Here is a 25,248-nt window from a genome sequence, read left to right as displayed (position 1 = left end):
GCCTGTCTCGCATGGGGCCAGGGTAAAAGATCTGACCTGAGTCGTCGCGGGCGCGGGCCAAAGGCGCAGCTAGGCAGCGTATCGGGGGACATGCGGCAACCGCCGACCGATCGCGAGGATTGGCGTGACGGTAACCGAGGACTACTTAGCCCACAACGCCGAATATGCAAAGTCTTTCAGGGGGCCGCTGCCGTTGCCCCCGAGCAAACATGTGGCGATCGTGGCGTGCATGGGCGCCCGGCCGGACGTCTACCACGCGCTGGGCATCAAAGAGGGGGAGGCGCACGTCATCCGCGACGCCGGCGGGGTGATTACCGACGATGCGATCCGCTCGCTGGCCATCAGCCAGGGGCTGTGGGGAACGCGCGAGATCATCCTGATCCACCACACTGACTGCGGAATGCTGACCTTCCACGACGACGACTTCAAGCACGCCATCCAGGAAGAGACCGGGGTCAAACCGCCGTGGGCGGCCGAGTCGTTCCCCGATGTCGCCGAGGACGTTCGCCAGTCGCTGCGCCGCGTCGAAAACAGCCCGTTCGTCACCAAGCATCAGTCGTTGCGAGGCTTCATCTTCGACGTCGCAACGGGCAAGCTCGGCGAGGTCAAGCTCTGGCGATCCGGCTCGCCGAGTAGCTATCCGGGGGCTTCGGCCCCGGGTGGGGATGGAAGTGCGTCGAGTGTGCGGGCTCTTATGTCTTTTCGCCCGACTTCGTTGACAGCCGCAGGACATGCTGGTTTTATACGTGGTAATGCTTGCAAAATTGCCTAATTCGGCCGACTCTACCAGGAATGAGGAGTTCATGACCAGCAGGGCTACGGCTAGCCCGGTGGCGGGGGAAAGCGACCGTCGGCCGGTGCCCGGGCAATACGAACTGAGCCATCTGCGCTCGCTAGAGGCTGAGGCTATCCACATCATTCGTGAGGTGGCCGCAGAGTTTGAACACCCGGTCCTGCTGTTCTCCGGCGGCAAGGACTCGATCGTGATGCTGCACCTGGCGCTCAAGGCTTTCCACCCCGGTCGGCTGCCGTTCCCGGTGATGCACGTCGACACCGGTCACAATTTCGACGAGGTCATCCAGGCCCGCGACGAGCTGGTTGCGCAGACGGGAGTGCGATTGGTGGTGGCATCCGTGCAAGACGACATCGATGCGGGCCGGGTCGTCGACACCATCCCGTCGCGCAACCCGATCCAGACGGTGACATTGCTGCGTGCGATCCGGGAAAACAAGTTCGACGCAGCATTCGGCGGCGCCCGGCGTGACGAGGAGAAGGCACGGGCCAAGGAGCGGGTGTTCAGCTTTCGCGACGAGTTCGGTCAGTGGGACCCCAAGGTCCAGCGGCCCGAGTTGTGGAATATCTACAACGGGCGACACCACAACGGTGAGCACATCCGGGTGTTTCCGCTGTCCAACTGGACCGAATTCGACATCTGGTCCTACATCGGCGCCGAGAAGATCAAGTTGCCGTCGATCTACTACGCGCACCGGCGCAAGGTTTTCCAGCGGGACGGAATGCTGCTGGCGGTTCACCGGCACATGCAGCCCCGCGCCGACGAAAAGGTGTTCGAGGCGACGGTGCGATTCCGCACGGTGGGCGACGTCACCTGTACCGGCTGTGTGGAGTCGAGCGCGGCCACCGTCGCGGAGGTCGTCGCCGAGACAGCGGTCTCGCGGCTGACTGAACGGGGAGCCACCCGAGCAGACGACCGCATCTCCGAGGCAGGGATGGAAGACCGCAAACGGCAGGGGTACTTCTGATGGCTGCATCAACCACGTTGCTACGCATCGCAACAGCCGGCTCCGTCGACGACGGCAAGTCCACGCTGATCGGGCGGCTGCTGTATGACTCCAAGGCCGTGATGGAAGACCAGTGGGCCTCGGTGGAACGCACGTCGAAGGAACATGGTCACGACTACGCCGACCTGTCCTTGGTCACTGACGGGCTGCGTGCTGAACGCGAGCAAGGCATTACGATCGATGTCGCCTACCGCTACTTCGAGACGCCCAAGCGAAAGTTCATCATCGCCGATACCCCGGGCCACGTTCAATACACCCGCAACATGGTGACTGGGGCATCTACCGCGCAGCTGGCCATTGTGCTCGTCGACGCCCGCCACGGTCTGCTGGAGCAATCCCGTCGGCACACATTCCTGGCATCGCTGCTGGGCATCGAGCACATTGTGCTCGCGGTCAACAAGATGGACCTGATCGATTGGGACAGAAAGACTTTCGAAGCCCTTCGCGATGACTTCCACGCCTTCGCCACCCGCCTCGACGTGCACGACGTGCTCGCCGTCCCGATGTCAGCGCTGCACGGTGACAACGTGGTTACCAAGTCGGACCGCACCCCGTGGTACGACGGGCCGGCGCTGCTGTCGCACCTGGAGGAGGTCTTCATCGCCGGTGACCGCAACCTGGTCGACGTCCGATTTCCGGTCCAGTACGTCATCCGGCCGCAGACACATGACCATCAAGACCACCGCAGCTACGCCGGAACGGTGGCCAGCGGTGTCATGCGTCCGGGCGACGAAGTGGTGGTGCTGCCGACAGGCAAGCCCAGCCGGATCACCGCAATCGACGGACCGACCGGGCCGGTGGCAGAAGCGTTTCCGCCGATGGCCGTTTCGGTCAGCCTTGCCGACGACATCGACATCTCGCGCGGGGACATGATCGCCCGGCCCACCAATCAGCCGAGGGTTACCCAGGAATTCGATGCGACCGTGTGCTGGATGGCGGACGGGTCGGCACTGGAACCCGGGCGCGACTACCTCATCAAACACACCACCCGCACCACGCGGGTACGGATCACCGCGCTGGACTACCGGCTCGATGTCAACACCCTGCGCCGCGACACGTCCGCGGAGGCGTTGCAGCTCAACGAACTTGGTCGTATTTCGATGCGCACCCAGGTGCCGCTGCTGCTCGACGAATACACCCGCAACCCGGGCACCGGGTCGTTCATCCTGATCGATCCGGTCACCAACGGGACTGTGGCCGCGGGCATGGTGTTGCGTGAGGTCTCGGCACGCTCGTCGAGCCCGAACACCGTGCGGCACAAGTCGCTGGTGACCGCTGAGGACCGGATGTCGCGGGGCCGCACTCTGTGGTTCACCGGCCTGTCGGGTTCCGGCAAGTCGTCGGTGGCAGTGCTGGTCGAGCAGAAGCTACTCGAAAAAGGTGTTCCCGCTTATGTTCTCGACGGCGACAACTTACGCCACGGTTTGAATGCCGATCTTGGCTTTTCCATGGCGGACCGCGCGGAGAACTTACGTCGACTGGCCCATGTCGCGGCGCTCATCGCCGATTCCGGGCACACCGTGCTGGTACCGGCGATCAGCCCACTGGCCGAGCATCGCGAGCTCGCCCGTCGGGTGCACGCCGACGCCGGGCTCGACTTTATCGAGGTGTTCTGCGACACGCCGCTCGAGGATTGCGAGCGCCGAGACCCCAAGGGGCTCTATGCGAAAGCGCGCGCGGGTGAGATTACGCATTTCACGGGTGTCGACAGCCCTTACCAGCGGCCGAAGAACCCCGACTTGCGACTCACGCCTGACCGCAGCTGCGACGAGCTCGCGCAGCAAGTCATCGAGCTGATCGGGTCGCGACGTTGAGCGACGGCAGCGACCATGAGGTGGCGGCGCGGCTGGCTACCGAAGCCGGCCGGCTGCTGCTCGCGGTGCGCGACGAGCTGGCCGACGGCACGGAGGCTGAGCGAAAAGCGGCGGGGGACAAGCGGTCCCACGACTACTTGATGGATGCGCTGTCGCGCGAACGGCCGGGCGACGTAGTGCTGTCCGAAGAAGGAGCGGACGACCCGGTGCGGTTGCGGTCCGAGCGGGTATGGATCGTGGACCCGTTGGACGGCACCCGGGAGTTCTCGGAACTGGGCCGTCAAGACTGGGCCGTGCACGTCGCGCTGTGGCAATCCGGTGATCTGGTCGCCGGCGCAGTCGCGCTGCCTGCGCAAGGAGTCACGTTGGCCACGCCCGATCCTGCGCCGCCGCCGGCATACGTGGGAGCGCCGCGGATCGTGGTTTCGCGCACCCGCTCGCCGGCGATCGCGCTGCAGGTGCGCGACCAGCTGAACGGCACGTTGGTCGAGATGGGATCGGCCGGCGCGAAGGTCGCCGCGGTGGTTCAGGGTCTGGCCGACGTTTACGTGCACGGCGGCGGACAGTACGAATGGGATTCTGCGGCGCCTGTCGCGGTGGCCCGCGCGGCGGGTTTACACACCTCGCGTCTGGACGGTTCGCCGCTGGAGTACAACCGGCCCGATCCAAAGCTGGCGGACCTGCTGGTGTGCCGACCGGAATACGCCGACGCGGTGCTGGCGGTGACCGGCTGAGCGACCTGGCTCGTAACCAGAAGTTTCCCGACTTCTCCTCGGGCCGGTGTCCGGCCCGTATCGTCGTCGGGCGGCGGTGGGAGGATTCAGTCCATGCGCATGTCGGCCAAGGCGGAGTACGCGGTGCGGGCAATGGTCCAGCTTGCCACCGTGGCCGGCGGCGTGCGGGTCAAGACTGAAGACCTGGCGCAAGCCCAGGGCATCCCGCCGCAGTTTCTCGTCGACATCTTGTCCGACCTGCGCACCGATCGCCTGGTGCGCAGCCACCGCGGTCGTGACGGTGGATACGAACTGGCTCGCCCCGGTCGCGAAATCAGCATCGCCGACGTGCTGCGCTCCATCGACGGCCCACTGGCCAGCGTCCGCGACGTCGGTCTGGGCGATCTGCCCTATTCCGGTCCGACCGCGGCGTTGACCGACGTGTGGCGGGCGCTGCGGGCCAGCATGCGCTCGGTGCTGGAAGAAACGACGCTGGCCGACGTCGTGGCCGGCGATCTGCCCCCCCACGTCGGTCGGATGGCCGACGACTATCGCGCGCAGGAAAGCAGACGCCACGGTCCCCGCAATGCCGGGTAGCGCTTCCTGCGCTCGGCGGGCTCGCTAGCCGCCTGAGCCGTAGGGCCGGGTGAGGATTTCCAGGAAATGGCCGGCAGGGTCGCGGAAATAGACTCCGCGGCCACCGTCACGGGCGTTGATCTCGCCTGGTCGGTTAGCGCTTGGGTCGGCCCAGTGCTGCAGTCCGCGGGATTGGATCTTGCCGTAGATCGCGTCGAAATCGTCTTCTGAGACCAGGAAGGCGTAATGCTGCGGTCGGATTTCCTCGCCCTCGGGCGCATCGGCATAGTCGAGGTTCGCGCCGTGCTCGAGTGTGACGATCATGAATGGGCCGAACGGTACCGGGCTCGGCAACCCGAACAACTCGGTAAGAAACTTCGCGGACTCCCGCTTATCGCGGGCGGCGACAATGGTGTGGTTGAACTCGATAGGCATTGTGCTTGCAGTCAACCACTCTGGGCCGCGCGTCACAATGCTGCGAAGCGCTACTTTGGCGCAGTTAGCTCCCAGGCGATGTTGTCCGGGTCGCGAAACTCCAGGATGTATGAGGGTCTCAGTCATGGCGCCACCGCGCAGCGTGCGAGCGTCCACCGGTCTGCGTGCCACAATCGCGGTCGTGCAGATATCGATGACCAGGCCCGTGGCACGTACGGTCCGGGCCGAGGCCGGCAAGCCCCAACCCCACCTGGCGACGTCGTTCTGGACTGGTCGCAGTGCTGCGCAAGTTCGTAGCGGTCGGCACCGGCGAAATCCAGCATATCCAACCTGTTCCGACCTCCGTCAGCTTCGATGTGTGGCCGACGCGGTCGGCGCGATCTAGAGAGGTGTCCGATGTCTGAGCGCAACGTGTTGGGTGGCCCGCTGCAACCATGCGGCAGCGACCCGCTGACCGGCTTCTACCGCGACGGCTGCTGTTCAACCGGTGAGGAGGATCTGGGGCTGCACACGATTTGCGCTGTGGTGACCGCCGAATTCCTGGATCACCAACGTGCGATAGGAAACGACCTCTCAACGCCGCGGCCGCAACTCCGCTTCCCCGGCCTGGTTCCCGGTGACCGCTGGTGCGTCACCGCCGGCAACTGGCTGCTGGCATACCGCGATGGCCGCGCCGCCCCGGTGGTGCTGGCCTCCACGCACGAGCGCACGCTCGACGTCGTGCCCCTCGAGGCGCTGCGGGCGCATGCCGTCGACGTGCCAGACGATCTGGGCGGCTTGTAGAGCTGAGGCCTTACCGCTCGCCGCCTGTGCTGAGTCCCGATTCGGGGTTCCCGGTCAGGCGAAGATTGCGCTCCGGTTGCGGTTAGCTTCGGCCAAGTCGTTCAGTCGCGCGTAAGCGCAGGCCACGGCGTTGTATCGGCTTTCTACGTCGGCGCGATCGGATTCTTCGGGCACCGACTCGAGGTTGGCGCGCTGAATCATCGCCGCCTGGTCCATCAGGATGCGCGCCTGATCAGCGTCGGTGGTCTGCTCCATGATCGCTGTGAGCGCGTCGAGTTCGCGCATCAGCAACGCGGGCATGCCGCGGCTGGCCTGGCGGATTTTATCAAATGACCGCTGCACCAACCTTTCCAAGCTGACCTGCTCGCAGATGACGCGGACGGCGCCAGCGGGGTCGCGATACACCCGTTCCGGGGCCCATACCGGTGCGAGCTTGCACAGGACGTTGCCGAGCCAGTCGACGCACGCCAGCGCGGTGAATGTGTCGTTGACCGCTGGCGACAGTGCCCGGATGGCGATCTCGACGAGTTGGTCGATGCCGAAGGCGGGGTCCTGGGCGAGGGTGCGGACCGGCCCGGTCTGCTGTGCGCGCTTCAGGCAGCGGGCGACGCGATCGGCGGCTGCGGGCGGCCACACGGCGACCAGTTCACGGCCTTCCACCAGGAAATGTCCGGGGCGGTAAGGCACGTGCACCACCGCGTCGGCCGCCGACGCGGCGCGGACCAACAGGTCGTAGCGCATCGCCTGCAGGTAGCCACCTTTTGGGTTGCGGATCTTCGCGCCTGAAGTCTCGATGGTGCCGATCAGCGCGACTAGCTCGTCAGCATGACCTTGTGTATCCCCGGCTGACGTGGCGATGTCGCAGTTTCGCACTTCGGCGAAGTGCGTTAAATCGTGGGCGATGCTGGCGATCACGAAAGGAAGCTGAATCTGGACGGCGATGTGGTGGAGGAAATAGATGAGCACGCCCAGATCGACGAGCACCAGCAAGTAAACGAAATTGACCGACAGGTGCGGTACGAACACGCCGTGCTGTGCAGGTCCGATCGACACTAGCACCAGGACGCAGTAGAAGGCTGTCGCCACAAACGTGCCCAGCGTCAGCTGAGTACCGCGGTCGCGGATGAAGTTGCGCAGCATCCGGGGCCCGAACTGGGTCGATGCCAGCGTCAATGTGACGAGCACTACCGAGAAGTTGATCCCGATCACCGTCATGATCGATGCGGCGACTGCGAGGAGAATCCCCCGTGCGGTGTCGGCGCTGCCGGCTTCCACCCACGCCGGCAGGCTGAGGGTGCCATGGTAGACGGCGCGATCGATCTCCCAGGTGATCCAAAACAGGACGACCGCCGCGAGCACTTCCAGGCTCGGCACCAGCCAGAAGTTGGTCCGCAGCATTTCGCGTCGCCAGTGCGACAGCGACATTCCCGAAATCGACGACATACTGCCCAGGCTAGAGCACGGGCGTTGCGCCCGCGCGGGGCAGTCGAGGGTCCCCGTTTCGAACTCTCCAAATTGTCGGTGGGCGCACAAAATGCCGCAATATTGAGGTTTTCTCAGTAGTGTCCCCTTTGCAGGGTTGATAGTACGACCGCGGCTGCGACGATCTGGCCGATTCTGTTCGGGCACAGGCGGATTCGGCGAAGGCATCGCCGGCGTCCTTTGAGTTCGGCGTTGGCGCGTTCTCCGATAGCCCGTGTCGCGGTCAGGAGCGTGTTGTAGCTGCGGTTCGCGACGTCGAGGTCACGGCCCTTGACCGGGGTATGCACCCCGATCCCGGAACCTTCGTATCCCTTGTCCGCCAACGTCGGTAATCCCTCGCCGGCCGCTTTGCACAGCACGCCCAGGCAGTGCATGCGAGCGGCAGTGATGTCGTGTGTGCTGCCCGGCTCGACCTCGCTGGACCACACCGGGAACCCGCCCGGGTCGGCCAGTATCTGCACGTTGCCGCCCTGAGTCTTGTGCTTGCCCGAATACCACCGGTGATGGCCGACCTCGGTGCGCTCGTTCACCCGGTCGATCTCGACCAGCGTCCCGTCCAGCGTGACGTGCGACCAGCCTTCCCGTTTCGCCTGGTCGAGCACGTCGTGCAGGTCAGGAGCCTGGTCGGCGATCACGTCGATCGGCTCGTGCAGATACCGGTAGGAGGTGGAGATCGGCAGCCCGGCCTCCAACGCAAGCAGCCGGATCGGGGCATCGTCCCGGAACCAGCGCAACACCAGCTTGGCTTGCGTGCGTGCCGTGCCGTGCCCGAGCGTCGCCCGACGCGGGTGCCGACCTCGCGCCGGTGCGCGTGCAGCAACGCGGTCACATACCGCAGGGTTTCCTCAGGGACGTCGCAGATGGCAGAGTAGGTGAACGTGGGGTCCTCTTGCGGCAGGACGGCTTTCTTCGTCGAAACCGAATCCTGAAGCAGGGACCCCACGTCCTGCTCTCACGACACGCCGGAAACTCCAGTCACACCAGGCTCACACGCCCCAAGTGAGAAAACCTCATTCGACTACGCGCCCTAGAGTCGAATAATGCAACGGCATCCGAAAAGCAGTAGTAAATGGAGAATTATGAAGCCATCTGGGGCCGCGGTCACAATCAAGCAACTCAACCTAACCTCGAGATATAACCTTCGGCCATGATGCGCGTTGCGATCGTCGGCGGGGGAGCCGCGGGTGTGCTCGCCGCGGCCCACCTGCGCCGGAGAAAACCAGACGCACAGATCACGTTGATCGACGCGTCCGGGCATCCCGGCACTGGCGCGGCGTACGGCACCAACGACCCGACCCACCTGCTGAATGTTCCCGCGCAGCGCATGTCGGCGTGGCCGGAAGATCCCGATCACTTCTGCCGTTGGCTCGACGAACGAGCGGTCGCGCCGTGCGAGAGCTTCGCGCCGCGCCTTGCCTACGGCCGCTACCTGCGAGATCAACTCGCGGCCGCCGACGTGCGGATCCAGACGGCCGAGGTTGTCGGGTTGACGCCGGGCACGCCGGTGGGCATCGCGCTGAACGATGGACGTTCGCTGTCAGCGGACGCTGTCGTGCTCGCGTCCGGGCGCCCCGACGGTGGCATGCCCGACTCGTTGGAACGCGCCTTCGCTCCGGTGTTGGCCACCGGTACCGACGACAGGGTGGTGCTGGATCCGTGGGCGCCCGGCGCGCTCGCGGCTCTTGGTGCGCAACGGCCGGCCAGCGTCTTAGTGATCGGTTCGGGACTCACGGGCGTCGATGTCGCGCTGCATCTCATCGTGCGTGGCGCCACGGTCACGCTGCTGTCGCGGCACGGCGCACTCCCGCGCCGATTCCGCGCCACCGGCGCGCCGGCGGAGGTGTCTCACCTCGACGCGCTTTCTACCGAAGTTTCGCTTGAGCAATTGCGCGCCTCGCTTGACGCGGATCTCGCGCACGCTCGCGAAATCGGTTCGGACTGGCGACAAGTGATCGACGCGGTGCGACCCCGCACCGCCCGGCTGTGGCGCTCGCTGGGATGGGAGGACCAGCGGCGGTTCCTGCGCGAGGACCTGCGCCAGTGGGAGGTGCTCCGTCACCGGATGCCGCCGACGATTGCCGACTCGATCTATGCCGCGATTGACAGTGGCCAACTGATCGTCGAGGCGGGTGAGGTCGCCGATGTGTCGTTGCACGGCAACGGCGTTGAACTGGTTGTGACGACGACCGACGGGTCGGTGCGTCGGCGCGGGGATGCGGTCGTCGTCGCTACGGGTTCGATGTGGGATCGGCGGTCGCTGCAGAACTCCACACTCTGGGCGAATCTGTTGGCCAACAACGTCGCATCGCCGCACCCAAGCGGCGTAGGCGTGCGACTCGATCCGGACGGCTATCTCATTGACGGGTCGGGGAGCACGGTTCCAGACATCGTCTGTCTCGGCTCGATCCGCATGGGCGAAGAGTGGGAGAGCACCGCGATTCCCGAAATCAGCGCGCAGGCAGCCGCTATCGCGCAGCTTTTCGCCGACGATGCGCGAGAACGTCCGGTGCCGGCGCCCAGCCTCATCACGACCGAACCCGGATTGACCGGTGCGGCTGCGTCGTATGCCGAGGGTGTGCGTCGCCTGCTCGCTGTCCAAGACGGCGCCTCCGTTGCCTTCGCTGCCGCAGTCGCGGAAGATCCGCACCACGCCCGTGCGCATATCGCGCTCGCGATGATTGCCACGGAACGGCCCGACCGCGCGGGCGGTCCTGACGCGGTCACCGGCCATCTCGCTCGAGCGCGCGCGGCACTTGCGCACGGAAGCGACGAAGACCGCAGCCACGTCGAGGCCATCGCGACGTGGTGCGAGAAGGGAAACGCGGCGGGCACCGACGCACTTATTGACCATCTCGGCCGCGTTCCGGACGACGCAGTCGCGTTGCTTGTGCTCGCGCCATCGATTGCGTTCGCTGGGGCTGGCGATGCGCTGCCGGACGCGTGGCAGTACGTCGAACAATTCACCGGCGTACACGGCGAGGCGCCATGGTATCTCGGGTTGCGCGCCTACGGCCGAACGGAGCAGGGCCTCTGGTACGACGCAGCCGATCTGGCCGATGCCGCACTCGGACTCGATCCGGGGAATGGCAACGCCGCGCATGCGCTGTCGCACGTGCACTACGAAACCGACGCGCACGGGGCCGGGCTGAAATGGCTGACGGATTGGATCCCCGGCGACGGCAGCACGCAGCGGTACCTCGCGCACTTCCAGTGGCATGCCGCGTTGCACGAGCTCGCGATGGGCGACGCGGCCGCTGCGGCGCGCCGGTACGCCGCGTTTCTCGCCCCGCCCCACTCGAAGGACGTGCGTTGTCTCGTTGATGCCGGCTCGCTCGCATGGCGGGCGCGCCTGCATCCGGACTGGGTAACGCCGCCTGATCCGATGGCGGTGCTTGCCGAGGTCGGCTCGCTTGCGTATGCGCCGAAAACGCCGTTTATCGCGTTCCATGCGCTGCTGGTGCTGGCCGCAGCGAACGATCCGGCCGCGATCCGCGCGATCAACGTTCCCGATGCCACTGACGCGCAAGCAACGACCTTGCGTCTTATCGGCGAAGGCCTGATCGCGTTGACCGCCGGTGAGCCGCGCGCCGCGCTCGACTATCTCCTCGAATCGCTCGCGGGACTTCCCTCGATCGGCGGTAGTCGGGTGCAACAAGAAGTGGTCCTCGAAACGGCGTTGGCCGCGATGCTCCAACTCGGTGCGCCGGGTCAAGCAGCGCGCCTCCTGTCGCGGCATCGCGCTGCCCCCGGGCCGCGCGTGACCCGCGGCGCGATCAACTGACCACGCGTAGGCCGAGACCTTCGACACACCGTGCTGTTCCGTCGTTCAAAGCACGCCGAAGTCCTCCGCTAGGCAGCAAGATTCCGACCATGAAGCATGTGATGACCATGGCGCTGATCGCCACCGCCGTACTGGCCGCGCCAGCGGGTTACGCCGACCCTGATCCGCACAACCCAGACGTGGGTGCCAACTTCTGCCCGGGTGGAGCGGGGGTGGGCGGTCAACCAGGCCAACCCGCCGAGCCCTATTGCGATGGCGTGCCGTATGCGGATGGCTCGTACTGGCACGCGATAAAGCGCAGCGGGACGAACGTCGTGGTGGTGCAGTGCGTCAAGCCCCCTCCACCTCCGGGTCCTTTCTCCGGCCTTCTGCCGCAGCTACCGCCCGGGCCGTTACCGGCGCCGCCTGGCAGCTGCGTTGAGACTGCGCAATGAGGTCCTTGTCTACCGCCTAGAGCTTGGCCACCCCAGCCCCGTACGGTTGGGTCTCAGATCCGGCCAAAGCAATGGAATTGGTAATCGGGACAATGTCATAGGTGTAATGCGGGGCGTCATAGGTGTAATGCGGGGTGCCGGGTCCGGCCTGCACGAACAGGCCGCCGTTGATAATGGCCTCGATGATCGGAATGAGTTCGAGCCCCGCCGTGGCAACGACGCCAACGACCTCCCGAGTGCACTGCGACCGATTCTTCCGTTGGTACAACCATGAGCACAACCATTCCGGCATCGGCCTGCCACTCGCCCGCCAGCGTGCATTACGGCCTCGCCGACGAGATCCACCGGCACCGCGCCACCGTGCTCGACACAGCATACGGCGCCCGTCCCGAGCGCTTCGTACGCAAACCACCCGAGCCGCCCGCCCTACCAGCAATCAGCACGATCAACCCGCCACCAACGCCGAAGGAGAACGACCCGGCTCTCTAAATATCCAAAAATCGTGTCTCAGAAATGTTGACAGACTCCGCGCTACAAGCTGAATCACCCGGTGCGCGTCACTGCGTGGCCGCCGAAGGGGAGCGGGCGCGGCGGCGGCGACGCGATCGCCCGCAGCTCTGCGCTGCTGCAGGGACTCGAAGCGGGCACGACGCGCATCGCTGGTCGTCTGCCCGAGCTTGAGCAAGCTGCGGTGCAGTGGCAGCAATGCCAGCATCAGCCCGACGCGCTCGCTGCGCTCGTCGTCGCTTACGACGTGCTCTCGCACGCGGCGTCAGCACAAAGCGGGCGCGCTAACACTGGTCACATGAAGTTTCAACGCCGCGCTCAGAAGATCACGCAGAGGTGAGGCGGGCGTGAGACCCATCGACTCAAAGCTCACTGACGGCTCGTCGCTGACGCTCACGGTCGCGGCCCCCGCGAACGCGAGAAACAAGTCCTGATCGTTTTCGCGATCGCGGTAGCGCATCGCCAGAATCAGCGAGTCGTAGACCGACATCTGATCCAGAATGCTGCTCAACGGAGCTTCGGGGGACGTCGTGACGATCACCGGATCGCCCCCTGCGGTTGGATTGGCGAAGAACCACTCACGATCGTCGGCGTCGATCTGACGTTTCGCCTCGCTGAGCACTCCATCGAAGTTCGGATGGTCGATCGGGAGACGCAACCAAATGCCCAGATCCCCTATTTGTCGCTCGACATACTCGTCAATCGCTGGCAGCGCATCGGTGTCGAGAGAGAATTTGAGAGCGTCTCGATACTCGGATCGAGCTTCGTCCAAGGTCTTGCCCCCGCCGACGATGCTCTCTGGCATCGAGTGAAACTGCCACTTCGGTTCATGTGCGGGGTCGAGGCGATAGACGACCGTCTGCACCGGCTGTGTCATCACATCACCTCTTCTCGTGCCTCGGTCTCACTCAGGCCGACATCGTCAATTAAGACACGCCGAATTTTGCTACCGCTCACTTCGTCTCCATCATGGTATGCGAACGTAAACTCTTTGTGCCGCACTCTATACCTTCGATGCGACCCTGACCTGCGTAGATACGCTCCGCAGTGCTTCTCAACGATGTGCGCTAACTTTGCGCCGCGCATCGACGGCCACCGCTCACCCACGGCCACCGCTCACCCACGGCCAATCATTCTCGGTCGCGTTCGTCGGGGTCGTGCGGCACAACAGCCGAGCTGTCGGTGCTTTGACGCATACTCGCGCTCATGACCGACGACACTTGGACGACGCGCGATCTGCCGGTGCTCAAGGCTGCAGTCGAGCTGTACGACCGGACTGGCCGCAACGCGCGCGCGACCGAGATTGGGCGAGCCTCCGGCTTCGATCACGACACCGTGCAGCGCGTCCTGCGGGCGCTCTACCGCGAGCCGTTGTTCGAGAAGGGCACTGAAGCCTTCGGCGGCGAGATCATCTTCGTCGGCGCGCCAACCAGCGCCGCGCTGCGTGTCGCAGGCCAGTGGCCGTCGCCCGGGGCGCAACTAGGACGTGTTATCGCGGCGCTTGAGGCTGTTGCCGACGACGACTCGCGTCAGCCGGAAGAACGCAGCCGGTTCAAGCAGATCGCGCTCTCGCTACGAGGCGCGGCGTATCAAGTCGCGATCGGCGCGCTCGGCGGCGCTGGCGGCAACTTGATGACCGGCGGCTAGCCTGCGTGAGCAGGCCGAACGGCAGCAGATCGCCCAATCGCATCGTTATCGCCCGGAAATTGCCCATCAACAGCAGAAATCTGCGCTGAACTGGTGCCCCCGGCAGGATTCGAATTAGTCGGCCTCCAAAATACCGGCATGTGCCACCACCTGCAAATATAGCCTCTTACCTGCACATTAAGGCCGTTGCGCCGTTCGCCAGAATTGCTGGCAAACGATGGTCGGTACTGTGGGACATAGCACGAAGATTGCACGAGAGGCAAACACATGGCATGCACCAAAGGTAGCCGGGGCTGGGGTCACATCCGCCGCTTGCCGTCAGGTCGCTTTCAGGCGTCCTACGTCCACGAGCTGGTCCGGCATAACGCGCCGGTCACGTACAGCACCAGGCCACGCGCTGAGGGCTGGCTGGCCGACGAACGCAAGCTGATCGAGCTAGACACCTGGACGCCACCGGCCAGGCGGGCAGCGGCGCGCTCAGCCCGCGTAATCAGCCTTGCCGACTACGCGGTGCAGTGGGTCAAGGACCGGCCTGTGAAGGCACGCACGAGGCTGATGTACGAGTCACTGTTGACCCACCACATCAAGGACAGCATCGGGAAGCTGCCGATAGATCACGTCACCGCTGACCGGGTTCGCTCTTGGTACTCATCGCTGGGCACAGAGCACACCCGCCGCAACAGCCATTGCTACGGGTTGTTGCATGCCGTGATGGCTACCGCTGTCAAAGATGGCCTCGTGCAAGTCAATCCGTGTCAGATAGAGCGGGTGATGAACCCGGTTCGCAAGCGCGAGCCGGTGATACTCACGGTGAGCGAGGTCGCGGCGCTGGCCGACGCCGTCCCTGAGCGCCTCAAGGTTGCCATCCTCATCTCGGCATGGTGCGGTGTGCGCTGGGGTGAACTGATTGAGTTGCGGCGCAAAGACATTGATGTGGACAGCGAAGTGCTGTTCGTGGGTCGCGGTGCAACCCACAGGGGCGAATGCCGCATTGACACCCCCAAGTCAGGGAAGCCACGCGCTGTGGTCATCCCGCCGCACATCCGCACCGAACTTAAGCACCACCTCGACGTGTTCGCCGCGAAAGGCAAAGAAGGCCTGGTGTTTCCGCCACAGCGCGGAGGTTGCCACCTCAACGACAAGGTCTTTCGCGACGCAATCGCCAAGCCGCTCAAGGACATTGGGCGAGAGACACCGCGTATCCATGATCTTCGCCACTTCGCCGGGACGCAAATCGCGAGGGTGGGTAACCTGGCCGAGAGCATGGCACGGCTTGGGCACTCCACCGTGCGTGCATCGCTCATCTATCAGAGCGTCGTTTCTGGGCGTGACGCCGAAATCGCCGCAGCTCTAAGCGAATTGGCTAAGGTCAACGCCAAGGACGAGCCGAGCTAGAAAGCACGTCAACCGGATCAACCGGCCTGGCGGTCAACCAGACCCCCAAGAACGGCGCGGTCGGCATCCTCAGCCGCGACCGCCGCATCGTAGGCGTCATCGTCCCAAAAGTCGTCAATGGCCCCCTGGTAGAGGCCGCGCAGCACCGTGGGGTCCAGTGCGTCCATCTCGACCTGAACCGCCGAATCGAAACCGTGGCGTAGGGCATGATCCTTAGACCTGGTGTCAGTTTCCTTGCCCGGTAGCACCGGAAGCTGGTATTCCTCGATTTGCTCAGGGGTCAATGCGATTTGTCGATGTTCAGTCCAGCAGTCGGTGCGTTGCACAAAGTCGCGGTAAATGTCCTCGCCGGAGCCGTCGAAGTCTCCGGCGTAGATCAGCACCGCCGGTCGGCGTTGACGGTCCGCGTGTTCGGCAATGCCGTCCACGTAGGTCTGCGATGCATAGCCGCCGAGCGGGAGAATCGGAATCCCGAAGTCTCCGAACGATTCCCATAGCTGCGCTTTGAAACCGGCCTTCTCAGTGCCCAGATACAGCGAAACCTCTTGCCCCGCAGTACGATCCCTGCAATACGACTTGCTGAGGTAGCTCCTCGCGTCATCCGGCGACGAGAACGTCTGCGGCACAACGATATTGCTCGTTTGATCGACTAGCGCCGGAAACAGTCCCTGCCGCCGCGCCTCGGCGGTCTTGGCCGACAGGTAGTTGTAGTCGTTCTCCGTGTTGGAGATCAGCTCACGGCTCACCAGTCGATAGAACAATTGCCGCAACGTCACCGATGTGTCGTACCCCTCGACTATTCTCCCGGCCTCTCGCACGATTCGGGTCCAGTCGCGGGTTTGACGGCCAGTACTGGGGTCGCGCTGCAGCAACCACGCTTCGCACTGGGCCAGGGTCAGTCCGTACGATCCGCCGTCCTGCGCCGCCCAGCTTCCGCCGTTCACATCGTCATGCAGCATGAAGCTGCTGTCATCGCGACTCTTCGCCAGGGATATTCCCTGACGCTTTGCCATGCGGCGAACCCGCTGCTCGTCGGTCTTGGTGGACATCGGCTCTAGCCTCTACTTGATTGAAGCTGGACCCGTTCTAGCTTCACCTATCCAAGCGTACCTGAAGCTGATGCTGAGTGATGTTGTGGCGCAATAGATCTGTACAACACGTTTCTGACAAGTTGTGTGTGACTAACACCACAAACACCCTGTGACCAGGACGTTCGCTCTCGAACATTGTCAATGTCCCAGGCCCAGGCCCAGGGCCGAAAGGCGTTGCGCGACTTGCGGTTAATGTCGGCGATAGTCGCTGAACCGCGACGACAACGAAGCCCAAGGAGAACCACCAGTGAGCGCCAGGAAACCAGTATTACCCGCACGAAAGAGCATCCCGCTCAGAGACATTCAAGCGACGTACGGCATCCCGTACAGCACCACCCGCCAATGGATCAGGGAGGGAAAACTGAAGGGCTACCGCGTGGCCGGTGGCCGTCAGGTGTACGTCCTCCTAGACGACCTCGAAGCCCTGTTCGTACCCACACACCAGGACTAAGGGCAAGTCCTGATGATGACAACGTTAGTCATCCGAGACATCGACGGCCTGGTCTACAAGGCGCTCACCGGCGACGAGAAGCGCGCACTGGCGGAAGGCGGGTCCTGCGCGATATGCCAAGCGACCGAAAGCCTCGTAGTCGACCACGACCACGAGACAGGCATGGTGCGCGGCATTCTCTGCCAGTCCTGCAACGTCAGGCTGGGCAGTGTCGAACGGCTCACCGTGAGCTGGGCAACCAGCGCGGCGGAATACCTGAAAACTCCGCAGGCCGACAAGATGGTGGAAATCGCGAAACAACGCTTCCTGAACCGCAATTCGGAATGGCTAGCCGAACTTGATGAACTAGAGGCCAGGCGAGCGGAACTGACCCGGTCACTGCACCAGGCCGAGACACGCATGACAGCGATTCGCGGCCAGTTCAAGCACACCGTGGAGCTGCGAATCTGAACATCCAAGTTATTCACGCGTGAATAACTTCCGGCGTGGAACCCAAACGCGAACCAGCCCAACGCATCTCGATTGAGAGAGGAGTCGAAGTGCCAGACCCGACAGGACGGCCATGTCGAAAATGGAAGCGCCCCCCGCAGAGAGTGGCGAGGGGCGATCTACCAGAAAGTCAGCCAGCCAGCATGACTACCAGAATGATACAGGACATTTCACCAAGTTCGATTGGCTCAGAACGGTTTACGGCCAACCGGAGTTCAAAGATGGGGAGAAGGCGGTGCTCGCATACGTCGCCGTCTTCAGTGTGATGACCGGCGGCAACACTTTCCGCGTTCGTCAGGACACTCTGGCCGAGCGCTGCGGCGTCTCGGAGAGCACGGTCTATCGAGCTATGAAGCGCGGAAAAGATCTCGGATACCTCGCCATGAGCCGACGCCGAAAGTCAGGAACTGGCTGTCACGGTGCCGACGAACTGCGTCTGACTCTGCCAGAGTCACCCGTCAAATTGACTACTGACTCTCAAAAGTCACCCGTCAATATGACTACTGACTCGGCAGAGTCACCCGTCAAATTCACCAGAGTCACCCGTCAAATTGACGGTTACATAAGGAATAACAGTTCTTTACACAGTTCTCTAAAGGAGAAGGGTCCAGCGTCGAAGCTAGTCCCGGCTGCCGATTCACACCGGCCCCCACCCATTTGCTCCAAGCATCCTGACGGACCGAACCACGACGAGCCTTGCCGACCGTGCAAGCGCTGGCGCGAGTGGCAAGAACAAGAACAGGCCAGGACAGCGGAGAGCCAACGCGAGGCGGTTCGCGCACGGAACGCAGTTCGGGATGCGTGCTCTCTGTGCGACGAGGCCGGGTGGCTCTACGGCGATGACGGCGGCGCGACCAACATCCTATGTACTCACGAAGGCAAAGGCAGGCGGACAGCATGAGCGAAATCTGGCGTCGGCGGTTACGCGACATAGCCGGGTTGACGGGGCTAGCGGATGATCCCCTCCGCGTCGCGGTGCAGCAGACGCTCGCGGCTGCCGCCGACGATCACGTACACGTCGGCTTCGCCTTCGGTGCCGATGAGGTCGGCCATCGCGTCGTACGGGTTCGAAAACGACTGCCGGACAGTACCTTTCAGCTCGGACTGATAGCTCACGCTCATCGGTGAGCCTCAAGCCAATCACTCATGCCCTGTTGGATTTTCGGCACTTCGCTGGCGTCGACCAGGAAGTATTCGCCCAGGTACATGATGTCAGCCTGCGCATGCGGGAACGGAGTCCAGCCGCCCTGCGGAGACCAGGTCTGCGCCGGAGCGGTCACCCATGCCCTGAACTCGCCACCGGGTGGCGCGTCGATCCGAACCAGGTTCATGGCTGGGCCAGGTCCGCCGTCCGAGTAGAACAGCGCCATCTCGGCACCTCCTCCTCCGTGAAAACCCCTCCACCTGGTACAACGCCGGACGGGGCCGAAATCATCCCCTACCGGACAGCGGCGGGGCCGTTGAGAACGTTGCAGTCCAGGCCCAACGCCGGGCCGTAGCTGGTGTCGCCGCAGTCGCACAGCCAGGTCAGGTGGCGGCGCTCACCGCAGCTACAGGCGGTGCTGCCGACCAGGACGTGGCCGGGTGTGATCGGATGGCCGTTGCCGCATCGCTGCGGTGGCCGCACCATCCACTGACCGCCGGTCGACCGCACGAGGCGTCCGACCTCGGACCACTCGCGGGGTTCGTACCAGTCGGTCACGAAATGCCTACTCCGCCAACCATATTCACGGGCAAAGCTGCGAGTATGCCCCGTGAACTAGCAATTGGATTCGTTGCGGGTTGTTGCTCGGGTCCATGCTCAGAATCCGCGAAACGGCATCCTGCTCGGAAGTGCCCTCGGCCTTCCATCCGCAGATCATGTACCCGGTAGAGACGGTATCCGCGATGTCCTGGCCCTCGACCGTGACGCCATCGGCGCGGATCTGGGCGAGGTAACTGTCCTGGTCGGCGCGTGCGGTGCCAGTGGACAGCAAGAGTACTGTTGCCGCCGCCGTCGCGGCGAGGACTGGGCGATTGACGTTCACAGTCTCAGGGTAGGTGCACATTCGCCGACACGGACAAACCCGCTGGCTAGCGATGACACGCGCTACAGAAGATCACACAGAGATCGCACGGGCCACCGACCGAAAACGACTGAAAATGGCCCTTGAGCTGGCGATATAGACTAGTGCCCCCGGCAGGATTCGAACCTGCGGCCTTCTGCTCCGGAGGCAGACGCTCTATCCCCTGAGCTACGGGGGCGCACGCGAGAAATGCTGCGCCAGCGGGCCACGACATACTAACGCACCACGGCGGCTGGCTGAGCACCGGAATGGATTCGGGGCCGGGGGACCTCAGCCAATAGGATGGCCTGCGTGAACCCCGCCGACCTGGCCGAGCTGCTCAGGGCCACCGCGACCGCGGTGCTGAGCGAGCACGGCCTCGACACCGCCGCGCTGCCGCCGACGGTCACGGTCGAGCGGCCGCGCAACCCCGAGCACGGCGACTATGCCAGCAACCTGGCGCTGCAGCTCGGTAAAAAGGTCGGCGTCAATCCCCGTGAACTGGCCGGATGGCTGGCAGAGGCGCTGGCTCAGGCCGACGGCATCGCCTCGGCGGAGGTGGCCGGACCCGGCTTCATCAACCTGCGCCTGGACGCCTCGGCGCAGGGCATCATCATCAACAACGTCATCGATGCCGGCCAAACCTACGGCAACTCCGACACGCAGGCCGGGCACAAGATCAACCTCGAGTTCGTCTCGGCCAACCCGACCGGGCCGATCCATATCGGCGGAACCCGCTGGGCCGCCGTCGGCGACGCGCTGGGCCGGTTACTGTCGGCCCAGGGCGCCGACGTGGTACGTGAGTACTACTTCAACGACCACGGCGCCCAAATCGACCGGTTCTCCAACTCGCTGATCGCCGCGGCCAAGGGCGGGCCCACCCCGCAAGACGGCTACGCGGGCAGCTACATCGCCGACATCGCCACGCAAGTGTTGCAGCAGGCACCCGATGCGCTGCGCCGCCCCGAGGCCGAGCAGCACGAAACTTTCCGGAAGATCGGCGTCGATTTGATGTTCGCGCATATCAAGTCGTCTCTGCACGAGTTCGGCACCGATTTCGACGTCTACACCCACGAAGAATCGATGCACAGCAGCGGCCGGGTTGAGCAGGCGATTGCCCGGCTGCGCGAGAACGGCAACATCTACGAGAAGGACGGCGCAACCTGGTTGCGTACCAGCGCTTTTGGTGACGACAAAGACCGGGTTGTGATCAAAAGCGACGGCAAACCCGCCTACATCGCCGGTGATCTGGCGTATTACCTGGACAAGCGGCAGCGCGGCTTCGACCTGTGCATCTACATGCTCGGCGCCGACCACCACGGCTACATCTCCCGGCTGAAGGCTGCTGCCGCCGCGTTCGGCGATGACCCGGCAGGAGTCGAGGTGCTGATCGGCCAGATGGTCAACTTGGTCCGCGACGGTCAGCCGGTGAGGATGAGCAAGCGTGCGGGCACCGTGATCACGCTCGACGACTTGGTCGAGGCGATCGGCGTTGACGCCGCTCGCTACAGCCTGATCCGTTCGTCGGTGGATACCCCGATCGACATCGACTTGGCGCTGTGGTCGTCGGCGTCCAACGAAAACCCGGTCTACTACGTGCAATACGCCCATGCCAGACTTTGTGCGCTGGCCCGCAGCGCTGCCGAACTCGGTCTGATCCCCGACACCAGCCACCTCGAGCTGCTCACCCACGACAAGGAGGGCACGCTGGTCCGTACTCTCGGCGAGTTCCCGCGCGTGCTCAAATCTGCTGCGTCACTACGCGAACCGCATCGCGTATGCCGCTACCTGGAAGACCTGGCGGGCGACTACCACCGGTTCTACGACACGTGCAGGGTCTTGCCGCAGGGCGACGAAGAGCCCAACGAATTGCACACCGCCCGTCTGGCGCTGTGCCAGGCCACCCGCCAGGTGATCGCCAATGGGTTGGCGATCCTTGGCGTCCGGGCTCCGGAGCGAATGTGAGCGCGCATCCTGCCGGCCCGCGCCACGCCGAGGAGTTTCATCACGGCGGCCTTCCGCCGTGCCCCCAATCGCCACACGAACTTCTGGAACTGGCAGCGAATGTCTGGCCGCGCAACGCCGTCCGCCGTGACGATGGGGTCGTCAGCGTAGCGGGCGTCGCGCTCGACTGGCTGGCGCAGGAATACGGCACACCGCTTTTCGTCGTCGACGAAGACGACTTCCGGTCGCGATGTCGCGAGCTCGCCGCCGCATTCGGCGGCGGCGCGAACGTTCACTATGCCGCCAAAGCATTCCTCTGCAGCGAAATAGCGCGGTGGATCGGCGAGGAAGGCCTGTCGCTGGACGTCTGCACCGGCGGTGAACTAGCGGCCGCGCTGCACGCGAATTTCCCGCCCGGGCGGATCGCGCTGCACGGCAACAACAAATCGGTAGCCGAGCTGACCGCGGCGGTCAAGACCGGCATCGGTTATGTGGTGCTGGACTCGATGACCGAGATCGAGCGTCTCGATGCCATCGCCGGTGAGGCCGGCATCGTCCAGGATGTGCTGATTCGCGTCACGGTCGGCGTCGAAGCCCACACCCACGAGTTCATCTCGACCGCCCACGAGGACCAGAAGTTCGGACTGTCGCTGGCCAATGGCGCGGCGATAGCCGCGGTGCGACGAGTATTCACCACCGACCACCTTAGACTGGTGGGCCTGCACAGCCACATTGGGTCGCAGATCTTCGACGTCGCCGGCTTCGAACTGGCCGCGCACCGGGTGATTGGCCTGCTGCGCGATATCGTCGCCGAGTTCGGGGTCAAAAAGACCGCGCAGATCTCCTCCGTGGATCTCGGCGGCGGCCTGGGCATCTCGTACCTACCGAACGACGATCCGCCGCCGGTGCACGAACTCGCTGACAAGCTCGGTTCCATCGTGCGCAACGAATCCGCGGCGGTGGGCCTGCCAGTTCCCCGGCTGGTCGTTGAGCCCGGCCGCGCCATCGCCGGACCGGGGACCATTACGCTGTATGAGGTCGGCACGGTCAAAGACGTCGGTGTGAGCGCCTCAGCGCATCGCCGTTACGTCAGCGTGGACGGCGGAATGAGCGACAACATCCGCACGTCGCTGTACGGTGCGGAATACGACGTTCGACTGGTCTCCAGGGCCACTGAGACGCCTCCGACGCTGGCCCGTGTCGTCGGCAAGCACTGCGAGAGCGGCGATATCGTCGTGCGGGATACCTGGGTGCCCGACGATATCGCGGTAGGCGATCTGGTCGCGGTGGCGGCCACCGGCGCCTACTGCTACTCGCTGTCGAGTCGGTACAACCTGATTGGCCGGCCGGCGGTGGTGGCTGTGCGCGACGGCCAGGCGCGGCTGATCCTGCGCCGGGAGACCATCGACGATCTTTTGAGCCTGGAGGTGAGGAGTGGCGCACATGAACGGTGCTGAAAAGCCGGTCGGCGTAGCGGTATTGGGACTGGGCAATGTGGGCAGCGAAGTTGTCCGCATCATCAATGACAGTGCCGACGATCTTGCCGCCCGGATCGGCGCGCCGCTGGCGTTGCGCGGCATCGGTGTGCGGCGGGTCGGCGCTGACCGCGGTGTGCCGATCGGTCTGCTCACCGATAACATCGACGAACTGGTCTCCCGCGAGGACGTCGATGTCGTCGTGGAAGTGATGGGCCCGATCGAGCCGTCACGCAAGGCGATCCTGGCGGCACTCGAACAGGGCAAGTCCGTCGTCACGGCGAACAAGGCTCTGCTCTCAGTCGCGACCGGAGAGCTCGCGCAAGCGGCCGAAAACGCTAACGTCGACCTCTATTTCGAGGCCGCAGTGGCCGGTGCCATCCCCGTTATCCGGCCACTGACACAGTCGCTGGCCGGTGACACCGTGCAGCGGGTGGCCGGGATCGTCAACGGCACCACGAATTACATCCTCTCCGAGATGGACGCCACCGGCGCCGACTATGGGCGCGCACTGGCCGACGCCAGCGCGCTCGGCTATGCCGAGGCCGACCCCACTGCCGACGTGGAAGGCTATGACGCCGCAGCCAAAGCTGCCATCCTGGCGTCTATCGCTTTTCACACCCGGGTGACCGCCGACGACGTCTACCGCGAGGGCATCACGAAGATCACCCCAGATGACTTTGTATCGGCGCGGTCCCTGGGCTGCACAATCAAACTGCTGTCGATCTGTGAGCGAATCAGAACCGACGACGGGCAGCAGCGGGTTTCGGCTCGGGTTTACCCTGCGCTGGTGCCGTTGTCGCATCCGTTGGCCACCGTCAGCGGCGCGTTCAATGCCGTGGTGGTCGAGGCCGAAGCGGCGGGCCGACTGATGTTCTACGGTCAGGGCGCGGGCGGAGCCCCTACCGCGTCAGCGGTGACCGGGGACCTGGTGATGGCGGCCCGCAACCGGGTGCTGGGCAGTCGCGGGCCGAAGGAGTCCAAGTACGCCCAACTTCCGATCTCGCCAATGGGTTTCATCCGCACCCGTTACTACGTGAGCATGAACGTCGCGGACAAGCCAGGTGTATTGTCCTCGGTTGCGGCGGAATTCGCCAAGCGCGAAGTCAGCATCGCCGAAGTCCGCCAGGAAGGCGTGATCGGGGAGGGCGGACAACGGGTAGGCGCCCGCATCGTGGTAGTCACCCACACCGCCACTGATGCTGCACTGTCCGAAACCGTCGACGCGCTGGCCGATCTCGACGTGGTAGACGGTGTGGCCAGCGTCCTGCGGTTGGAAGGAACCAGCGAATGAGTTCGGCGAGCGCCGCCAAGGCCAGCATCCGGCAGCCGTGGCCTGGTGTGATCGCGGCCTACCGGGACCGGTTGCCGGTCGGCGACGACTGGGCTCCGGTCACTCTGTTCGAAGGCGGCACCCCGCTGATACCGGCTGCCAAGCTTTCCGCGACGACCGGGTGCACGGTACATCTCAAGGTTGAAGGCCTCAATCCCACCGGCTCGTTCAAGGACCGTGGCATGACGATGGCCGTCACCGATGCGGTGGCCCGCGGTCGACAGGCCGTGCTGTGTGCATCGACGGGGAACACGTCGGCGTCGGCGGCGGCCTACGCCGCCCGGGCCGGCATCACCTGCGCGGTGCTGATCCCGCAGGGAAAGATCGCGATGGGCAAGCTGGCCCAGGCCGTGATGCATGGCGCCAAGATCATCCAGATCGACGGCAACTTCGACGACTGCTTGGAGCTGGCCCGCAAGATCGTCGCCGACTTCCCGACGATCTCATTGGTCAACTCGGTCAACCCCGTGCGCATCGAGGGCCAGAAGACGGCGGCGTTCGAGATCGTGGACGTGCTGGGCACAGCGCCTGACGTGCATGCCCTGCCGGTCGGCAACGCGGGCAACATCACGGCGTACTGGAAGGGCTACACCGAATATCACGCCGACGGCGTGATCGACAAGCTGCCGCGGATGCTGGGTGCCCAGGCGGCTGGCGCCGCACCGTTGGTGTTCGGCGAACCCGTGAGCCAGCCCGAGACCATTGCCACCGCGATTCGCATCGGCTCACCGGCGTCGTGGGCGTCGGCCGTCGAGGCCCAACAGCAGTCCAAGGGACGGTTCCTGGCCACCACCGATGACGAGATCCTGGCCGCATATCACCTGGTGGCCGCGACCGAAGGCATCTTTGTGGAACCGGCGTCGGCGGCAAGCATCGCCGGCCTGCTGAAGGCCGTCGAGGAGGGCTGGGTGGCGCCGGGGTCGACCGTGGTGTGCACCGTCACCGGCAACGGTCTCAAAGATCCCGACACGGCGCTGCGAGACTTGCCCTGCGTGTCGCCGGTGCCCGTCGACCCCGTTGCCGTTGTCGCGAAACTGGGGCTCGTCTAGTGACC

Annotated in this window: 26 protein-coding genes, 1 tRNA gene and 3 pseudogenes; 18 read left to right on the top strand and 12 right to left on the bottom strand. The window is 64.4% G+C overall.

Annotation, left to right across the window (positions count from 1 at the left end; translation table 11 throughout):
* Positions 1-124: 124 nt before the first annotated feature.
* The 5 genes and pseudogenes from M5I08_RS14790 to M5I08_RS14770 all read left to right on the top strand — a co-directional run.
* Positions 125-607 (top strand): annotated as a pseudogene (locus M5I08_RS14790) (beta-class carbonic anhydrase); the annotation flags it as partial.
* 145 nt (positions 608-752) lie between these two features.
* Positions 753-1,760 (top strand): sulfate adenylyltransferase subunit CysD, encoded by a 1,008-nt coding sequence (gene cysD, locus M5I08_RS14785; protein WP_370328489.1) that lies wholly within the window; start codon positions 753-755, stop codon positions 1,758-1,760.
* Positions 1,760-3,613: an adenylyl-sulfate kinase gene (gene cysC / locus M5I08_RS14780; RefSeq protein WP_219067127.1), complete on the top strand. Its 1,854-nt coding sequence runs from the start codon at positions 1,760-1,762 to the stop codon at positions 3,611-3,613. The genes cysD and cysC overlap by 1 nt, the downstream gene beginning before the upstream one ends.
* Positions 3,610-4,347 (top strand): 3'(2'),5'-bisphosphate nucleotidase CysQ, encoded by a 738-nt coding sequence (locus M5I08_RS14775; protein WP_219067126.1) that lies wholly within the window; start codon positions 3,610-3,612, stop codon positions 4,345-4,347. Before cysC ends, M5I08_RS14775 begins: the two co-directional genes overlap by 4 nt.
* 93 nt (positions 4,348-4,440) lie before the next feature.
* Complete coding sequence (locus M5I08_RS14770; protein ID WP_219067125.1) at positions 4,441-4,923, top strand: Rrf2 family transcriptional regulator; 483 nt, start codon at positions 4,441-4,443, stop codon at positions 4,921-4,923.
* A 24-nt stretch (positions 4,924-4,947) separates the two neighbouring features.
* On the opposite strand, the gene M5I08_RS14765 is transcribed toward M5I08_RS14770, so the two are convergent.
* Entirely contained in the window at positions 4,948-5,337 is a 390-nt protein-coding gene (locus M5I08_RS14765) for a VOC family protein (RefSeq protein ID WP_219067124.1), read from the bottom strand.
* A 50-nt stretch (positions 5,338-5,387) separates the two neighbouring features.
* Positions 5,388-5,453 (bottom strand): annotated as a pseudogene (locus M5I08_RS14760) (VOC family protein); the annotation flags it as partial.
* A gap of 280 nt (positions 5,454-5,733) precedes the next feature.
* Here M5I08_RS14760 and M5I08_RS14755 point away from each other — a divergent pair.
* The gene (locus tag M5I08_RS14755) at positions 5,734-6,120 is read left to right on the top strand and encodes a DUF2237 family protein (protein WP_219067123.1); all 387 of its coding nucleotides are present in this window, start codon (positions 5,734-5,736) and stop codon (positions 6,118-6,120) included.
* 54 nt (positions 6,121-6,174) lie between these two features.
* On the opposite strand, the gene M5I08_RS14750 is transcribed toward M5I08_RS14755, so the two are convergent.
* A complete protein-coding gene (locus M5I08_RS14750; RefSeq protein ID WP_219067122.1) occupies positions 6,175-7,563 on the bottom strand; it encodes a DUF2254 domain-containing protein in 1,389 nt (462 codons plus the stop codon).
* A 113-nt stretch (positions 7,564-7,676) separates the two neighbouring features.
* Positions 7,677-8,464, bottom strand: a pseudogene (locus tag M5I08_RS14745) (transposase family protein).
* Between the two features lie 285 nt (positions 8,465-8,749).
* On the opposite strand from M5I08_RS14745, the gene M5I08_RS14740 reads away from it, so the two are divergent.
* Positions 8,750-11,383 carry an FAD/NAD(P)-binding protein gene (locus M5I08_RS14740; protein ID WP_219067121.1) on the top strand — a complete coding sequence of 878 codons (2,634 nt, stop codon included), beginning with the start codon at positions 8,750-8,752 and terminating at the stop codon, positions 11,381-11,383.
* Between the two features lie 89 nt (positions 11,384-11,472).
* Positions 11,473-11,817 carry a hypothetical protein gene (locus tag M5I08_RS14735; protein ID WP_219067120.1) on the top strand — a complete coding sequence of 115 codons (345 nt, stop codon included), beginning with the start codon at positions 11,473-11,475 and terminating at the stop codon, positions 11,815-11,817.
* Positions 11,818-11,833: 16 nt separating this feature from the next.
* Here M5I08_RS14735 and M5I08_RS14730 read toward each other — a convergent pair whose 3' ends face one another.
* Entirely contained in the window at positions 11,834-12,085 is a 252-nt protein-coding gene (locus M5I08_RS14730) for a hypothetical protein (protein WP_219067119.1), read from the bottom strand.
* 2 nt (positions 12,086-12,087) lie between these two features.
* Here M5I08_RS14730 and M5I08_RS14725 point away from each other — a divergent pair, with 2 nt between their 5' ends.
* Entirely contained in the window at positions 12,088-12,306 is a 219-nt protein-coding gene (locus tag M5I08_RS14725) for a hypothetical protein (RefSeq protein WP_219067118.1), read from the top strand.
* Between the two features lie 283 nt (positions 12,307-12,589).
* On the opposite strand, the gene M5I08_RS14715 is transcribed toward M5I08_RS14725, so the two are convergent.
* Positions 12,590-13,201 carry a hypothetical protein gene (locus M5I08_RS14715; RefSeq protein ID WP_219067117.1) on the bottom strand — a complete coding sequence of 204 codons (612 nt, stop codon included), beginning with the start codon at positions 13,199-13,201 and terminating at the stop codon, positions 12,590-12,592.
* Between the two features lie 329 nt (positions 13,202-13,530).
* Between M5I08_RS14715 and M5I08_RS14710 the strand changes: the two genes are divergently transcribed.
* Positions 13,531-13,971, top strand: a complete 441-nt coding sequence (locus tag M5I08_RS14710) for a hypothetical protein (protein ID WP_219067116.1) — start codon at positions 13,531-13,533, stop codon at positions 13,969-13,971.
* 267 nt (positions 13,972-14,238) lie between these two features.
* Positions 14,239-15,366, top strand: coding sequence for a tyrosine-type recombinase/integrase (locus M5I08_RS14705; protein ID WP_219067115.1), 1,128 nt, complete (start codon positions 14,239-14,241; stop codon positions 15,364-15,366).
* Between the two features lie 17 nt (positions 15,367-15,383).
* Here the strand turns inward: M5I08_RS14705 and M5I08_RS14700 are convergent, their stop codons facing one another.
* Positions 15,384-16,415, bottom strand: a complete 1,032-nt coding sequence (locus tag M5I08_RS14700) for a hypothetical protein (RefSeq protein ID WP_219067114.1) — start codon at positions 16,413-16,415, stop codon at positions 15,384-15,386.
* A 289-nt stretch (positions 16,416-16,704) separates the two neighbouring features.
* On the opposite strand from M5I08_RS14700, the gene M5I08_RS26885 reads away from it, so the two are divergent.
* The 3 genes from M5I08_RS26885 to M5I08_RS26880 all read left to right on the top strand — a co-directional run bounded on the left by M5I08_RS26885 (position 16,705) and on the right by M5I08_RS26880 (position 18,298).
* The gene (locus M5I08_RS26885) at positions 16,705-16,908 is read left to right on the top strand and encodes a helix-turn-helix domain-containing protein (protein ID WP_219067113.1); all 204 of its coding nucleotides are present in this window, start codon (positions 16,705-16,707) and stop codon (positions 16,906-16,908) included.
* Positions 16,909-16,920: 12 nt separating this feature from the next.
* On the top strand, positions 16,921-17,358 hold the full coding sequence (locus M5I08_RS14695; protein ID WP_219067112.1) for an endonuclease VII domain-containing protein: 438 nt from the start codon (positions 16,921-16,923) through the stop codon (positions 17,356-17,358).
* 112 nt (positions 17,359-17,470) lie between these two features.
* Positions 17,471-18,298 carry a helix-turn-helix domain-containing protein gene (locus tag M5I08_RS26880; protein ID WP_219067111.1) on the top strand — a complete coding sequence of 276 codons (828 nt, stop codon included), beginning with the start codon at positions 17,471-17,473 and terminating at the stop codon, positions 18,296-18,298.
* A gap of 47 nt (positions 18,299-18,345) precedes the next feature.
* Here M5I08_RS26880 and M5I08_RS14690 read toward each other — a convergent pair whose 3' ends face one another.
* The 5 genes from M5I08_RS14690 to M5I08_RS14670 all read right to left on the bottom strand — a co-directional run bounded on the left by M5I08_RS14690 (position 18,346) and on the right by M5I08_RS14670 (position 19,641).
* On the bottom strand, positions 18,346-18,519 hold the full coding sequence (locus M5I08_RS14690; protein ID WP_219067110.1) for a hypothetical protein: 174 nt from the start codon (positions 18,517-18,519) through the stop codon (positions 18,346-18,348).
* Positions 18,516-18,767, bottom strand: coding sequence for a hypothetical protein (locus M5I08_RS14685; protein WP_219067109.1), 252 nt, complete (start codon positions 18,765-18,767; stop codon positions 18,516-18,518). Before M5I08_RS14685 ends, M5I08_RS14690 begins: the two co-directional genes overlap by 4 nt.
* Positions 18,768-18,835: 68 nt before the next feature.
* Positions 18,836-19,099 carry a hypothetical protein gene (locus M5I08_RS14680; RefSeq protein ID WP_219067108.1) on the bottom strand — a complete coding sequence of 88 codons (264 nt, stop codon included), beginning with the start codon at positions 19,097-19,099 and terminating at the stop codon, positions 18,836-18,838.
* A gap of 25 nt (positions 19,100-19,124) precedes the next feature.
* Positions 19,125-19,424 (bottom strand): DUF732 domain-containing protein, encoded by a 300-nt coding sequence (locus M5I08_RS14675; protein WP_219067107.1) that lies wholly within the window; start codon positions 19,422-19,424, stop codon positions 19,125-19,127.
* A 144-nt stretch (positions 19,425-19,568) separates the two neighbouring features.
* Positions 19,569-19,641: transfer RNA gene (locus tag M5I08_RS14670), tRNA-Arg, on the bottom strand.
* Positions 19,642-19,754: 113 nt separating this feature from the next.
* Between M5I08_RS14670 and argS the strand changes: the two genes are divergently transcribed.
* From argS to thrC, 4 genes are read left to right on the top strand one after another with little or no spacing between them, the layout of a single operon-like run.
* A complete protein-coding gene (gene argS, locus M5I08_RS14665) occupies positions 19,755-21,407 on the top strand; it encodes an arginine--tRNA ligase (protein ID WP_219067106.1) in 1,653 nt (550 codons plus the stop codon).
* Positions 21,404-22,843, top strand: a complete 1,440-nt coding sequence (gene lysA, locus M5I08_RS14660) for a diaminopimelate decarboxylase (protein WP_219067105.1) — start codon at positions 21,404-21,406, stop codon at positions 22,841-22,843. The genes argS and lysA overlap by 4 nt, the downstream gene beginning before the upstream one ends.
* Positions 22,830-24,155, top strand: a complete 1,326-nt coding sequence (locus M5I08_RS14655) for a homoserine dehydrogenase (RefSeq protein WP_219067104.1) — start codon at positions 22,830-22,832, stop codon at positions 24,153-24,155. Before lysA ends, M5I08_RS14655 begins: the two co-directional genes overlap by 14 nt.
* Positions 24,152-25,243, top strand: a complete 1,092-nt coding sequence (gene thrC, locus M5I08_RS14650) for a threonine synthase (protein WP_219067103.1) — start codon at positions 24,152-24,154, stop codon at positions 25,241-25,243. Before M5I08_RS14655 ends, thrC begins: the two co-directional genes overlap by 4 nt.
* Positions 25,244-25,248: the final 5 nt, after the last annotated feature.

The sequence above is a fragment of the Candidatus Mycobacterium methanotrophicum genome, assembly GCF_023515995.1.
Classification (GTDB): Bacteria; Actinomycetota; Actinomycetes; order Mycobacteriales; family Mycobacteriaceae; genus Mycobacterium; species Mycobacterium methanotrophicum.
This window is presented reverse-complemented; position numbering and strand designations above follow the sequence as displayed.

What these genes read in the sequence shown, in the direction of transcription:
- cysD (WP_370328489.1), top strand. Translation starts at nt 753, where the DNA reads ATGCTTGCAAAATTGCCTAATTCGGCCGACTCTACCAGGAATGAGGAG.
- cysC (WP_219067127.1), top strand. Translation starts at nt 1,760, where the DNA reads ATGGCTGCATCAACCACGTTGCTACGCATCGCAACAGCCGGCTCCGTC.
- M5I08_RS14770 (WP_219067125.1), top strand. Translation starts at nt 4,441, where the DNA reads ATGCGCATGTCGGCCAAGGCGGAGTACGCGGTGCGGGCAATGGTCCAG.
- M5I08_RS14765 (WP_219067124.1), bottom strand. Translation starts at nt 5,337, where the DNA reads ATGCCTATCGAGTTCAACCACACCATTGTCGCCGCCCGCGATAAGCGG.
- M5I08_RS14755 (WP_219067123.1), top strand. Translation starts at nt 5,734, where the DNA reads ATGTCTGAGCGCAACGTGTTGGGTGGCCCGCTGCAACCATGCGGCAGC.
- M5I08_RS14750 (WP_219067122.1), bottom strand. Translation starts at nt 7,563, where the DNA reads ATGTCGTCGATTTCGGGAATGTCGCTGTCGCACTGGCGACGCGAAATG.
- M5I08_RS14740 (WP_219067121.1), top strand. Translation starts at nt 8,750, where the DNA reads ATGATGCGCGTTGCGATCGTCGGCGGGGGAGCCGCGGGTGTGCTCGCC.
- M5I08_RS14735 (WP_219067120.1), top strand. Translation starts at nt 11,473, where the DNA reads ATGAAGCATGTGATGACCATGGCGCTGATCGCCACCGCCGTACTGGCC.
- M5I08_RS14725 (WP_219067118.1), top strand. Translation starts at nt 12,088, where the DNA reads ATGAGCACAACCATTCCGGCATCGGCCTGCCACTCGCCCGCCAGCGTG.
- M5I08_RS14715 (WP_219067117.1), bottom strand. Translation starts at nt 13,201, where the DNA reads ATGACACAGCCGGTGCAGACGGTCGTCTATCGCCTCGACCCCGCACAT.
- M5I08_RS14710 (WP_219067116.1), top strand. Translation starts at nt 13,531, where the DNA reads ATGACCGACGACACTTGGACGACGCGCGATCTGCCGGTGCTCAAGGCT.
- M5I08_RS14705 (WP_219067115.1), top strand. Translation starts at nt 14,239, where the DNA reads ATGGCATGCACCAAAGGTAGCCGGGGCTGGGGTCACATCCGCCGCTTG.
- M5I08_RS14700 (WP_219067114.1), bottom strand. Translation starts at nt 16,415, where the DNA reads ATGTCCACCAAGACCGACGAGCAGCGGGTTCGCCGCATGGCAAAGCGT.
- M5I08_RS14695 (WP_219067112.1), top strand. Translation starts at nt 16,921, where the DNA reads ATGATGACAACGTTAGTCATCCGAGACATCGACGGCCTGGTCTACAAG.
- M5I08_RS26880 (WP_219067111.1), top strand. Translation starts at nt 17,471, where the DNA reads ATGTCGAAAATGGAAGCGCCCCCCGCAGAGAGTGGCGAGGGGCGATCT.
- M5I08_RS14690 (WP_219067110.1), bottom strand. Translation starts at nt 18,519, where the DNA reads ATGAGCGTGAGCTATCAGTCCGAGCTGAAAGGTACTGTCCGGCAGTCG.
- M5I08_RS14685 (WP_219067109.1), bottom strand. Translation starts at nt 18,767, where the DNA reads ATGGCGCTGTTCTACTCGGACGGCGGACCTGGCCCAGCCATGAACCTG.
- M5I08_RS14655 (WP_219067104.1), top strand. Translation starts at nt 22,830, where the DNA reads ATGAACGGTGCTGAAAAGCCGGTCGGCGTAGCGGTATTGGGACTGGGC.
- thrC (WP_219067103.1), top strand. Translation starts at nt 24,152, where the DNA reads ATGAGTTCGGCGAGCGCCGCCAAGGCCAGCATCCGGCAGCCGTGGCCT.